The organism is Actinomadura darangshiensis (assembly GCF_004349235.1).
Taxonomy (GTDB): domain Bacteria; phylum Actinomycetota; class Actinomycetes; order Streptosporangiales; family Streptosporangiaceae; genus Spirillospora; species Spirillospora darangshiensis.
Genome location: NZ_SMKY01000292.1, coordinates 1 through 11,249, shown reverse-complemented (window position 1 = coordinate 11,249; position 11,249 = coordinate 1). Strand labels below are relative to the sequence as shown.

The following is an 11,249-nucleotide window of genomic DNA, read 5'->3' as shown; positions in this document are numbered from 1 at the left end:
GGAGGGGAGTGTAGGTGATCTCGACGCACCGGTTGCGTGCTCGACCGACGGGATTGTCCGTGCCGTCGGAGTGCGTTTCGTCGGCGAGGGGGGCGGCTTCGCCCTGGCCGGTCACATGGAACTGGTAGTGCTCGATGAGGTCTTGGGACAGCGCGCGGCGCACCGTGTCCGCTCGCCGGACCGATAGGCGCTGGTTGTAGTCGGGTGGGCCGATGGAGTCGGTGTGGCCGATCAGGATTATCGACTTGGCGGGGTCGGCGTGGTCGCGGATGTGCGCAACGGTCTGTGTGAGGCTCGCCTCGGCAGCCGGGGACAGTTCCGCAGAGCCGAAGTCGAACCGCACTGTCGGGGATGGCTGGAGACGGGACGCTTCCCCGGCAGAAGCACGGCTCGGTTCATCGGCCGTAGGGCTGGCGACGGGGTAGCCGACGGCGATGTGGCCCGAGCGCGCGGGTGTCGCTAATGGCGCACCGGTGATCGACGCTGTATCGGCCTTCGGGAGCGGAGGCTGAGGCGCGGCGAAGGTCCGCGAGACGGCAGGCACGAGCGCGAGCGTGGCGGCACCGACGATCCCAGCGGCGAGGGTCTGGACAGGACTCAGGCCGGGGATGTTCGGTGCAGCCTGGCCACGCAAGGCAGCCCCAACCTCAATGAGAAGCGCGAGTGCGAACATCACCCACAGCCCCCACAACAGGCAGGCCAAGCCGTTGAGTAGCAGCTCGTCGCCGATCGGACGGGTGAGGACGCCTCGGATGGTGTCCCAGTTCGGTACCGCCCGCGGGAGCGGCCATCCGATGAAGATGCTCAGGGCGGCCGGCGGGAGCAGCAGCAGAACCAGGGACGCCGACACGGTTGCGCCACTTTGCAGCGCCCGGTGCCAGAGAGACGGTCCGGCGACTTTCACGGGATCTCCGTGGTGATCCCGCGGACGGGACGTGCACTCGCGCTGGCACGCACGTTGATGCTGACGATTCCGATCGCGGCGAGGATCTGCGTACGCTGGACGCGGTGCACGGTAACGATGACGCGGCCCGCTGCGACCCGAACGTTGCCGGTGGCACCGGCGGTGGCCAGGTAGGCGCGAGCCGCCGCTGCCGCTTTGGCCTGATCGAGAACCACCTGCCCGCGTTGCCGGTAGATCAGCAGATCTATCGTCCGGGCGCCGGCGCGGGCAGCCTCTTGAGCCTGGCCGAGTGCGCGCAGCCTGGCCGAGAGCACGAGCCCGCCGTCCAGAACGAGCCCGGTGACGAAGACGAGCGCGCTGATCATCACCACGGCGAAAGCGGTGGCCTGCCCGTAGTCACGTCTCATGGCCAACCCACCCACCGGTCGATGGGCGCGGTAAAGCGTGCGCTGATAGCTCGTGTCCCGGGAACGGCGAGCAGCGCAAGGTCGGACAGCGTGACGGTGCAGGTGAGCTGGACGGTGACGCTCCCACCGGGATGAAAGCCGGTGGTGTCGGTCGACACCTCTAGACGCTGGCACGCCACGCCGCCAGCCGTGATCGCGCGGTGGGCAGTGGAGACTGCGACTGCCGCCGCTGTCCTAGGCGAGGTGACGATGGACGCCGAGCGAGCTGCCTGGTGGGCGGCGTCGTTTACCTTCTCCCGTGCCGAGACCAGCCTGGCTGCGGCGACCAGCAACAGCAGGACGAGCACCAGTAGCGGCGTGAAAAGGGTGAGTTCCACCGCGACCGTTCCTCGATCAAGCCGGGCCTGGGCCGCCATCATGTTCACCTCCTTAGCCCGCCCTTAGCCCGTCGAGTTGCCCGCTGGGGGGCTGGGGCCTGGAGTGGAATCGTTCGACGGGGCCGGCCGCGGAGGCGTCGACGGGCAAATTCAGGAACGGCAAGGGGATGACCCGCGGTGCCGCGCCGGTGACGCGCACGCGGACGGTATCGGCAGTACGCCTCACCGTGACCGTGGTGTCGCTGAGCGAGTGGCGACCGATCTGGTGACGGACCTCAGTGGCGCGGCGCTTTCCGTCCGCGGTACTTGCACCGTCCAGTCTTGCGGCAGACAGTGCCTCGGACGCGGTCGCCTGAGCAACGTGCTGAGCGTGCGCCCAGACTCCGAACTGGATGATCAGCAGGATGAGCAGCATCAGCAGCGGGATCGCAACGACGACCTCGGCGGTGACCGCCCCGGTATCGGGCCTCCGCTGTGATCTCACACCAGGCCTAATCCCGGATCGCATTCCAACTCTCATCCCAGGTCTCATCCCAGGTCGAGACCGCTGGCCTTGGCGCGGACTTTGGCGGCGATCACCGCGACGGCCGCGATCCCCAGGGCGATCAGCAGTGCGGTCACCACGACGACTTCGGTGGTGTAGCCCGCGTCGTGGCGGCGGGGGTCGCGGATTTGAGTCAGTCGCTGATGGAGAGCGCCGACGGCTCGCTGGAAGATGATGCTCGGGGGCATGAGGCTTTTCCTTCCGAGTTCAGAAGTCGGTGATGACGTGGGCGAAGGCGGGATAGCCGAGGAGGATGAGGAACCCGGCGAACAGCAGCACGACGGGGAGGCTGAGCCGTTCGGTGGCGGCTTGGGCTTTGGCCTCGGCGTCGGCGAGTTGGTGGGTGCGCAGAGCGGCGGCTTTGGTGGCCAGCGAGGCGCGTACCTTTGCGCCCTCGGTCCCCGCCAGCGCCACGTTGCTGGCCAGCTCGACCAACTCGCTGATTCCCAGTTCATTGCCCAGCTCGCCCAGGCTGTACCAGGGCGGACGGCGGGTCAGCCGGGCAGTCTCCAAGGCTTGGCGGATGCGGTCGAAAGGCCAGCCGGTGCCGGTGGAGGCGCTGTAGGCCAGCGCGGCCTCGATGCCTGCACCACCGGCCAGCGCAATGACGACCAGATCGAGGAAGGCGCTGAGTGCTTGACGGAACTGTGCGCGGCACCGCGCGGCTTCGAAGCGCGCCGCGGCGTCGGGGACGAAGAATCCGGCAGTGGCAAGAAGCAAAGAAGCCCACAGGGGCGCCTGCCAGGAGACCGGGATGCCCGCCGCACTAACCATGCCCGCAGCCGTTGGAGGCAGGAGCAGCCCGGCTGCCGCTGCGGTCGCCTTCTCGGCCAGCAACTGCTCGGCGGGCCGCCCCAGCATCTCCAGGTCCGCTCGCATCGACGCGCCGGGCAGCCCGACTCCGGCGAGCACCGGAACCAGGGGACGCCCGGCGCGGGCAGCCCATCCGGCACATGGCGTAACAGGTGGGGAATGCCTCGGGTTGAGGGCTGCCGGAGTGCGGTTCAGACCTGACAGAAACGCCGCCAGCGTCGGTTTCGGCGGAAACAACCCGCGGAAGATCGCGACAAGCCCCAGTCCGACCCCCGTGCCCCACACCAGCGCCGCAGTCATGACGCCGAGTCCGTCGATGGCTGGGCCATGCCGGGTGCCAGGACTCGTGCCGGTTGCTCGGTGCGGCTGATGCGGCGCAGCCACACGAACCCGGCGGCGAAGGTCGCCCCGACCATTGCCAGCACCATCTGGCCCACCGGACCGTCGTAGGGGGCGAGGTATGGGCGGCTCCACACAAGGAGGCCGAGGGTGACCCCGGATGTGCAGACCACGATGATCCGAACCGATGACCGCAGCCGTGCTCGACCGGCGGCGACCCGCATCCGCATCGCCGCCTGTTCGCGGGCGGCGGTGGCAAGCCGTCCCAGTAGCTGCCCCAAGTCTCGGGATTGCTGTTCGGCGGCCAAGATCAGGGAGGCGACGACAAGGTCGGCAGTGGGGTCGGTGAGCCGGTCGGCGAAGGCGCGAAGGGCGTTGCCGAGTCGCTGACCGGACTCGATTCGTGCCGCCAGATCGGTGAGGTCTTCGGCGATCGGCGCCGGTGCAACCGGGGCGGTTGCAGCGATGGCCTGCTCCAATCCGGCGGCGGCGGCCAGGGTGTCCCGCAGCGATTCTGTCCACGACGCGACCGCCTCGATCCGGGCGAGGTCTCTGGCGGTCTCCACGTCACGGCCCAGCAGCGGGGGAAGCCACCAGCAGGCCGCAGCGGCCAGCAGTGCACCGACAGGCCACCGCGTCACCCCCGCCACCACCACCGCGGACGCCAGGGCGGCGACGGCACGCCACGGTTGAGTCGGCCGCCAACGACGCAAATATGGCCTGGCGCGCCCCGCCGTGTGCCAGCGGTTTTGCGTGCCCAGGACGGTCAAGATGATTCCAAGGCCGGTGGCGGCCCCCAGGAAGGCGGCCAGGCTGGTATGGCCCGTCATGCCGGCCTCTCCCAATTCGGCTGGTACCCGGTCGCGGCGAGCTGTTGCATCGTGTCCGCCCGGATGGCGATGCCGGGCACGGCGCGTTTGTCGGGGCCCGGCCGGAAGACCTCGTTGGCCGCCACGGTGGGCCCGTCGGCGCCGGTGACCTCCAGGACGCTGGAGACCGCCCGCGTGCCGTCCAATGCGGTGTCGAGAAAGACAACGAAGTGGACTGCGCCGGCCACCAGCATGGCGGTGGCCTCGGTGGGAAGCCGCTCGGTGGCCTGCGCCGTGTAGGCAGCGAGTTTGGTGAACGCGCCGCGCGAGCTGGAAGCGTGCAGGGTCGCCATCGAGCCGTCGTTGCCCTGCGACATGGCGTTGAGCATCGGCACGACCTCGGGTCCGCGTACCTCTCCGACGATGACGCGGTCGGGGCTCATGCGTAGTGCCCAGCGCACCAACTCGGCTAGCGAAACCTCGCCTTCGCCCTCAACGTTCGGCTCTCGGGCTTGCAGGGCCACGACATCGGGATGCGCATCGCGGTCCTGGTCGAGGGCCAGTTCATGTGAGTCCTCGATGGTGATCAGCCGCTCGGTGGGCGGGATCTGCGAGGCCAGCGCCCGCAGCAGCGTGGTCTTGCCGATCGCGGTGCCGCCGCAGATCAGCACGTTCTTGCGGGCGCGCACCACCGCGCGCAGGAACTGCGCCAGCTCACGGTCGAGCGTTTGGGCGCGAACCAGCTCGTCCAGGGTGACAGTGAGGTAGCGGTGGCGGCGGATCGCCACGCTCGGACGGCTGGTGACCGCCATTACTGCGAACAACCGGCTGCCGTCGGGCAACTGCACAGACAGACGGGGTGCCCCCCGGTCGAATCGCCGCTCCTCGACGCCGGCCCGGGCTGCGATCGTACGGATCAGCTCGATCAGTTCGTCATCGGAACGTGCCACCGGTGGGGCCGGCTGACGGCGCCCGTCAGCCAGTCGGACCCAAACGTTGTCGCAGCCGTTGGCGTTGATGTTCTCGATCTGGGGGTTCTCCAGCAGCGGCTGGAACCCGCCGAGCGCGAACAGGTTGTTGAAAGCCGCGGCGGCGATCCGCCCCTCGGCGGCCACGTCCAGGGGCGGCCGGCCCTGCCGCAATGTGTGGGTGGCGTATTCGTCCAGCACCTTGGCGATCAGAGTTCGGCCGCGCTCGGTCCGTTGGTGCGGCTGCATGGCCGTGGCGTCGTCGATGGTGTCGGTGAGTCGCCGGGTGACCTCAGTGCGGACCCATTCGATGAGCGCGGCTTCGGACCCGTCCGCAGCCCCCTCGGGTATGAGCGAAGGTGGGGAGGTCATGGACGGCCGACCATCCGGTGGTGGAGTGGCGTCGCCTCGGTGACCATGTCCGACCGCTCACGGCCGGTTGCGTGGACGCGGCCGGCGAGTTGCCCGGCCACGCTGCACGCCGATCGCACCAGCGGCAGTCGCTGCGTCCCCCGCAGCGTGAACCCCTGCCTGAGCAGGATGGTCGCCGAACGAGAATCCCGTGGTAGATGACCCGCGACGGGAATCCGCAGCGTGGCCGTGATTTCTTTAGCGGAGTACTCGGCCGGGCCCACGAGCAACAGTTCCAGCGACGGAGCGATCGTCTGGAGTGTTGGGATTTGTGGTGCCAGGTGCGCCAAGTCCTCGCCGCGTGGCCGAATGAGCACCAGGGCCCGCGTCGCCTGGCCCAATACCCTGCGGGAGGGTGAGCCGGGGTCAAGGCGTCCGCAGTCGGCGATCACCATCAGCCGTGGATCGGCTGCGAGATTGGGCACCAGCCCGGAATCGGCCAGTGCGTGGATGGCTGCACTGGCCTGCCCGGGGCCTACCGGAGCCGGAACGACCTCCAGCCCCACCGATGGCTGTTGGGTGTGGCGGTCCAGATGCCCGGTTTCGACCTTCCGGCGTACTGCAGCCGCCAAGCCCACCAGGCCGGGCTCGGACGGCAGTCCCATCGCAGCGGCGATATCGCCTCCCGCCGCATCGCACTCCACCACCGTTGCGGGCCGCGGACGCCACGAGCCCGCCAACGCGATCGCGGTGGTGGTCACACCGGGCGAACCTTTGATCGAGCACAGTGCCAGGACCGGCATTTTGCTCACCTCCCCGCGACCAAGGCCAACGTGACCTTGTCGGCTGCGGCGGCTGCGGCAACCTGGGGCACGTCGTCTTTGGGCAACTGGAGTTCCACCACGCTCTCCTCGCCGTTGGTCGCCTGCCGGGCCGTCAGGACGGTTGCCAGGGTGATCGGCAGGGCCGGCTCACCGCCAACGGCTTCGGGCTGCCCGGCGGCCTGCTGTTCCGGCTGATCGTCGGTGACCTGGTATGCCTGAACCTGGAGGCCTGGGACCAGCCCTGGTGGCACGCGGCCCGGTTTGAGTGCCACGCCCAAGATCGCCTGCCCGGCGGGAGGGAACATTCGCTGCGCCAGCATGTCCCAGGTCAGCAGGGTTCGTGCCGAGAGCGGAACGGACGTGGCCCGCCTGGCTACCGCCTCTTGGTCCGCGTCGCTGATCAGATGCAGCGAGCCCGGTGCGGCGGCGTGCACCGTGCCGATGTCGTCCGGTGTGAGAACCGTGCCGGCCGGGACGTCGTGCCGCACGACCAACACGGCGCGGCGGTCACCGGCATTCACCGACATCACCGCGAACGCCGTTGCACACCCGGCCACCAGCAGCACGCCGGACAGCATCAACGGCAGATTCCGCCGCCGCCGACCCGGCGGCGGGCTGGCAGTGGTCCGTGTGGACAAACCACGAAATCCCCGTGAGGACGTCGCCGCCATCGCTCACACTTCCCGAGGGGCGGTTGTCAGGCTTTGCGCCTGGGCCACCTGGAACGCCGACGCCGCTGTTGTCGTCAACGGCGCCAAGACCCCGGTTTGGCCGCCGCTGGACCATCTGACCGTCCATGTGATCGCGGACTTCACCAGGAAGGCGTTCTCAGGTTGTCCAGCCGACGATGTGGAATAGGTGTAGCTGCAGTCGGAAGAGCTCGCTGCAGGGGCGGCTCCGACCGAGTACGGCGTACCGGGGCCGTCACATCTGGCTTTCCCGCCGTCTCCCATCCACCACACCACCAGCGCGGGTTTCGCGGTCACCGTGACCGAGACCCCCGGGACCGACGCGGTCACCGACTTCGGCTTCCACATCCCGCGATCGATCCACAACCAAGTGGGCAAACCGACCAGCTGCAGATGTTCCGGCCTGGGCGATGCGTGAATCACCGGATCAGGCAGCACAAAGCTGCTCCGGGCGAGCTGCGCCACCACCTGTGGTGCAGGAGGAGCCGCACCAGCACCGGCTCGGTTAACGGCCTGATCACAGGCTGCGTTCGGATCCGGCACCACCCGCGGGCAGCCCGTGGGAGTCTGCTCAGACGATCTGCCCGCGCCGGTAGGACCAGGCGCCGGACCGTCAGGCGCTTGGCCAGAGGCTCCCGGGCGGCGGGCAGAAGCGTCGCAACTCGGCTGGCCGGCCTGGCCGCACTCCACGCTCCCGAATCCACCACCGGGTGGGGGTTCGGCAGCCGCAGAACCCTGCCACGCCACCGCAGCGAGTCCAGCCAGAGAAAATGCGCGCTTGATGATCAGCACGTCCCCTCCTTCTCCACCAGCAACTCCGTCACTTTCCACGCTCCGTTAAAGAGGCGTAGCGTGCCATCCACCTGTCTCTTGCCTGCCGGTTTGGAACCGACAAGACGTCCGGAGCCGTCGTAGGTTCTCCAGCGGGAGTCGTCGGCACAGTCCTTTACCTCGGCAAGGGTTGGCTGGTCCACCGGTGTCAGGCTGATGACGCGAGGACTCAAACGCGGAGTACCTCGGACGACCACGCCACGCTCGTGGTTCGCATACAGGCCGCTGACCAGGCTGGAATGGGCCTGCCCTGCCGCATACCGTGCGAGCTTCGGCGACTCATACTCGGACGTCTTTGCCGCGTCGACGTATACCGACCACATGCCGCGGTAGGCGTCCAAGACTTGTTTCTCGCCCTGCTTGGACGGATTTCCCTGCGTTGTGCTTTGAGGTCTTGTCGCCGGTGTTGAGCCCGAACCCGACGAGGCAGCTTCGCAGCCCGCCGAGAGCACCAAGAGGCAGCAGCACATGATTCTTCGTGCCAACCATGCTTTCCTGGCCACGCCTCCGCCTCCTCTGCAGTCTCGCTGGGGTATATGGGTCTACACCCGACACCGGTGACTACTTCAACGTGACCAAGTCACCTTGAAGTGATCAACTTCAGTGGAGTGGGAGTCAAAACTTCAGATGCCTTGCATCGGCACATGACCTTGACTGGTGGGCGACTCGGAACTTAACCTGCGAGCCTGGTAGGCAGGATTGCGAGAAATGCCGCATCCAAACTGGCAGCCAGAGGGGAGGTTGTCTCAGTAATACGGCCATCGGTCGATAAGTGTGAACTCCGATGTTGGTAGAGCCATGTTGAAATGTTTCACGCACCATCGCAGCGGGGAAAGCCTTGACCGTCATTGGCGAGTCGACCCTCCATGTCCATCCGGTGCCAATCGAAACAAGCCCAGGTGGCATCGGCCGAGATCTTCGGAGGAGGTCGCTGAAGCGATGACTGCGCCCGGCAAGAGCGCCCAGTACGCAGTGGAGTGGCTGCAGGACAACGGCGTCATGACATGGCGGCGGGTCTACCCGGGGCGGCTCGATCAAGTCCCCCAAGCACGGTCATGGTCGGCGATGCTGCTGGCCGACACTGACTGCGCCGATGACGCAGCGCTGATCGTCACCGAACTGTGCAGCAACGCATTGCTGCACACCCGCTCCGGCGAACCGAAGGGCTGGTTCGGCGTTGAAATCACCCGCGGGCGTCAAGCCCGCATCGCCGTACACGACCTGGGCGGACGGCCCGCCCCACCGATGGCGGTCACCACCTCGCCCCAGCCGGGCGAGGAACAAGACGCCCTCGCCGAGCACGGTCACGGCCTGCAAGCCGTGCGGGAACTCGCCATCCAGATTGGTGTTAGCGGTAGCCCGGACAGCGGCCACACCGTCTGGGCGCTGCTCACTATGGATCGGCCGCCTGCTCGGTCGGAGAGGCCGATCGCGCGCCTTTAGGTTCCGGGCACGGCCACGCCGCGCTCTCCTGGATAGCGGCGGCGCTTGAACTCCTCTCCGTTTCTTGGCTGGGCTTGCCGATCAGAAGGGATCACCATCGTGGTTGAACATCCGTCCGCGCGTGAGCCTGCGCCCGGACTTGGAGACCGGGTCCGGGAGATGCGGCTGCGACGAGGGATGTCCCAGGCGGCGCTGGCCCAGCCGGATCTGTCCGACAGTTACATCTCGCTAGTGGAAGCCGGAAAACGAAATCCGTCTGTGGGCGTGGTCAATGCGCTGGCCGAGCGGCTGGGCTCCTCGGTGACTTACCTGACTTGCGGCGTCGAGGAGACCCGGCTGACCGACCTCAAAACCGGACTGGCTGCAGCTCGCCGCGCTCTTTGCGCCGACCGACCGCAAGAGGCCCTAGACCAGCTCACGAAGCTGACCAAAAACCCGACCGGCGGCGCGGAGCTGCTGCCCGTCGCTGCACGGGTGAAGCTTGAGATACGGCACACAACCGCGCTGGCGCTCGAGGCACTGGGGCGGGTCGACCAGGCGATCGTGGAGCTTCAACGACTGCTGTATGGCATCGACGCGTGTGAGCCATCCGGTGGGCTCACAGCGGGTGACCCGCCTGGAGAAAAGGCTGACCGGCTGGGATGGGCATGGTGGGCCACCCTGCACACCGACCTGGCACGGTGTCATCACCATGCCGGTGACGACGCACAGGCCGTCCGCAGCGCCGGTTCCGCATTTACCAGCGCCGCTTCCGCCGCCGATAGCGGCGACCCCGAAGCCGGCGAGGCAGCCGTGCAGATCGGTGCCGTGCTGGTGGAGATGTTCACCGACACCGGCGAAGTGCTGCTGGCCCGCCAGACGTCCGCCCAACTGTTGCAACTCGCCCAGGACTGCGGACAACCGCACGCTCGGTTGCACGCCTACCAGCAGGCCGTTCTAGTCGCCGAAACCCTGGGGGATCTCAAGGACGCGGCGCAGTGGGCCGAGCGTGCTCTGCACCTGCTGGAGACCGATGAGGCCTTCCGCAGCGCCACCGAGTGGCACACCAAATGCGCGAATCTGCTGCTGCGTGCCCGCCCGGACCAGGCCGAGCGTGCCCGTGATCTGCTGGCTCAGCATTGGACTCGCGCAACCGTCTCGGGGGCCACGCCCCAGGCGTTGGCGGCTCTGGCCGAGGCCGAGCTCCTCCTTGGCCACCCCGACCAAGCTGCGGCGCACGCCCGCCAAGCTCTCCACCTCCCCGGCGACAGTGAAGACGGTGCCACGACCGGCGCTGCGTCAGAACCGGGCGCGCAGGTCCCCAACCGGGTGGCGGCGCATGCGCTAGCCGTCCTCGCCAGCGCTTGCGACCAGCTCGGCGACCGCGACAAGGCGATCACGGCGTTGGTACGCCGCGCCGAAATCCTGGAGCGTCATGGCCCACGTCGCCATGCCGCACAGGCCTGGCTGCACGCCGCGGACCTCCTGACCCCACCGCACCCGCGTAATAGTGAGATCGAGGATCGGCGCCTGCAGTACTACCAGCGAGCGCTGGGCGCGCTGGGCCTACACTCCCATGCCTAGCCCGAGCAGAGGCCAACAGGCCTCGCAGGCGGTCTGGCCCGGCGGCGGTCGGCCCCAACGGCTTCCAGCCAGCCGCGCACCGGGTGTTCAGAAGATCTGATCCCTTCAGCAACTTGCCCTTCCGGGCTTGCGGACTCCTGCTGGCCGCTGTGCTCGCCGACGGCGCGGTCTGGTGGCAGGCCGTGGGTAGAGGTCAGAAGCGATCTAGGCGCGGGTTGGGCATCGAGGTGCTGATGATGTTGCCGATGGGGGTACCGACCAGATCGGCATACCCGGCGAGTACGAACGCTGCTGGTAGTGGCGGATTTGGCCTTACCGATGGTTCACCCGACTCCTCTAGGACGTCGCAATATGTCAGATGAATGGGGGTGGGGTGCGGGTGTGGGC

General features: G+C 67.9%; 15 protein-coding genes. 2 read left to right on the top strand and 13 right to left on the bottom strand.

Annotated elements, in window-relative coordinates; translation table 11 throughout:
- The 12 genes from E1293_RS38335 to E1293_RS38280 all read right to left on the bottom strand — a co-directional run.
- Positions 1-904: OmpA family protein (locus E1293_RS38335; RefSeq protein WP_132203582.1), on the bottom strand; the 904-nt coding region annotated here is incomplete at its 3' end.
- Positions 901-1,311 (bottom strand): pilus assembly protein TadG-related protein, encoded by a 411-nt coding sequence (locus E1293_RS38330; RefSeq protein ID WP_132203580.1) that lies wholly within the window; start codon positions 1,309-1,311, stop codon positions 901-903. The genes E1293_RS38330 and E1293_RS38335, both read right to left, overlap by 4 nt.
- Positions 1,308-1,730 carry a TadE/TadG family type IV pilus assembly protein gene (locus E1293_RS38325; protein WP_132203578.1) on the bottom strand — a complete coding sequence of 141 codons (423 nt, stop codon included), beginning with the start codon at positions 1,728-1,730 and terminating at the stop codon, positions 1,308-1,310. The genes E1293_RS38330 and E1293_RS38325 overlap by 4 nt, the downstream gene beginning before the upstream one ends.
- A gap of 10 nt (positions 1,731-1,740) precedes the next feature.
- Entirely contained in the window at positions 1,741-2,172 is a 432-nt protein-coding gene (locus tag E1293_RS38320; RefSeq protein ID WP_207939337.1) for a TadE/TadG family type IV pilus assembly protein, read from the bottom strand.
- 44 nt (positions 2,173-2,216) lie between these two features.
- Positions 2,217-2,420, bottom strand: a complete 204-nt coding sequence (locus E1293_RS38315) for a hypothetical protein (RefSeq protein ID WP_132203574.1) — start codon at positions 2,418-2,420, stop codon at positions 2,217-2,219.
- 19 nt (positions 2,421-2,439) lie between these two features.
- Positions 2,440-3,345 (bottom strand): type II secretion system F family protein, encoded by a 906-nt coding sequence (locus tag E1293_RS38310; protein WP_132203572.1) that lies wholly within the window; start codon positions 3,343-3,345, stop codon positions 2,440-2,442.
- The gene (locus E1293_RS38305; RefSeq protein WP_132203570.1) at positions 3,342-4,214 is read right to left on the bottom strand and encodes a type II secretion system F family protein; all 873 of its coding nucleotides are present in this window, start codon (positions 4,212-4,214) and stop codon (positions 3,342-3,344) included. Before E1293_RS38305 ends, E1293_RS38310 begins: the two co-directional genes overlap by 4 nt.
- Complete coding sequence (locus tag E1293_RS38300; protein WP_132203568.1) at positions 4,211-5,533, bottom strand: TadA family conjugal transfer-associated ATPase; 1,323 nt, start codon at positions 5,531-5,533, stop codon at positions 4,211-4,213. Before E1293_RS38300 ends, E1293_RS38305 begins: the two co-directional genes overlap by 4 nt.
- Complete coding sequence (locus E1293_RS38295) at positions 5,530-6,315, bottom strand: carbon monoxide dehydrogenase maturation protein (protein WP_132203566.1); 786 nt, start codon at positions 6,313-6,315, stop codon at positions 5,530-5,532. The genes E1293_RS38300 and E1293_RS38295 overlap by 4 nt, the downstream gene beginning before the upstream one ends.
- Positions 6,316-6,320: 5 nt before the next feature.
- Positions 6,321-6,914 (bottom strand): SAF domain-containing protein, encoded by a 594-nt coding sequence (locus tag E1293_RS38290; RefSeq protein ID WP_132203564.1) that lies wholly within the window; start codon positions 6,912-6,914, stop codon positions 6,321-6,323.
- A gap of 96 nt (positions 6,915-7,010) precedes the next feature.
- A complete protein-coding gene (locus E1293_RS38285) occupies positions 7,011-7,490 on the bottom strand; it encodes a hypothetical protein (RefSeq protein WP_132203562.1) in 480 nt (159 codons plus the stop codon).
- 320 nt (positions 7,491-7,810) lie between these two features.
- The gene (locus tag E1293_RS38280; protein WP_132203560.1) at positions 7,811-8,197 is read right to left on the bottom strand and encodes a hypothetical protein; all 387 of its coding nucleotides are present in this window, start codon (positions 8,195-8,197) and stop codon (positions 7,811-7,813) included.
- A gap of 598 nt (positions 8,198-8,795) precedes the next feature.
- On the opposite strand from E1293_RS38280, the gene E1293_RS38275 reads away from it, so the two are divergent.
- Entirely contained in the window at positions 8,796-9,299 is a 504-nt protein-coding gene (locus E1293_RS38275; RefSeq protein ID WP_165978573.1) for an ATP-binding protein, read from the top strand.
- Between the two features lie 99 nt (positions 9,300-9,398).
- A complete protein-coding gene (locus E1293_RS38270) occupies positions 9,399-10,862 on the top strand; it encodes a helix-turn-helix domain-containing protein (RefSeq protein WP_279473330.1) in 1,464 nt (487 codons plus the stop codon).
- Positions 10,863-11,055: 193 nt separating this feature from the next.
- Here E1293_RS38270 and E1293_RS48905 read toward each other — a convergent pair.
- Positions 11,056-11,249: hypothetical protein (locus E1293_RS48905; RefSeq protein ID WP_207939336.1), on the bottom strand; the 194-nt coding region annotated here is incomplete at its 5' end.

Excerpts from the sequence above, each read along its gene's own strand:
- E1293_RS38330 (WP_132203580.1), bottom strand. The coding sequence starts at position 1,311 with ATGAGACGTGACTACGGGCAGGCCACCGCTTTCGCCGTGGTGATGATC.
- E1293_RS38325 (WP_132203578.1), bottom strand. The coding sequence starts at position 1,730 with ATGATGGCGGCCCAGGCCCGGCTTGATCGAGGAACGGTCGCGGTGGAA.
- E1293_RS38315 (WP_132203574.1), bottom strand. The coding sequence starts at position 2,420 with ATGCCCCCGAGCATCATCTTCCAGCGAGCCGTCGGCGCTCTCCATCAG.
- E1293_RS38310 (WP_132203572.1), bottom strand. The coding sequence starts at position 3,345 with ATGACTGCGGCGCTGGTGTGGGGCACGGGGGTCGGACTGGGGCTTGTC.
- E1293_RS38305 (WP_132203570.1), bottom strand. The coding sequence starts at position 4,214 with ATGACGGGCCATACCAGCCTGGCCGCCTTCCTGGGGGCCGCCACCGGC.
- E1293_RS38300 (WP_132203568.1), bottom strand. The coding sequence starts at position 5,533 with ATGACCTCCCCACCTTCGCTCATACCCGAGGGGGCTGCGGACGGGTCC.
- E1293_RS38295 (WP_132203566.1), bottom strand. The coding sequence starts at position 6,315 with ATGCCGGTCCTGGCACTGTGCTCGATCAAAGGTTCGCCCGGTGTGACC.
- E1293_RS38290 (WP_132203564.1), bottom strand. The coding sequence starts at position 6,914 with ATGCTGTCCGGCGTGCTGCTGGTGGCCGGGTGTGCAACGGCGTTCGCG.
- E1293_RS38275 (WP_165978573.1), top strand. The coding sequence starts at position 8,796 with ATGACTGCGCCCGGCAAGAGCGCCCAGTACGCAGTGGAGTGGCTGCAG.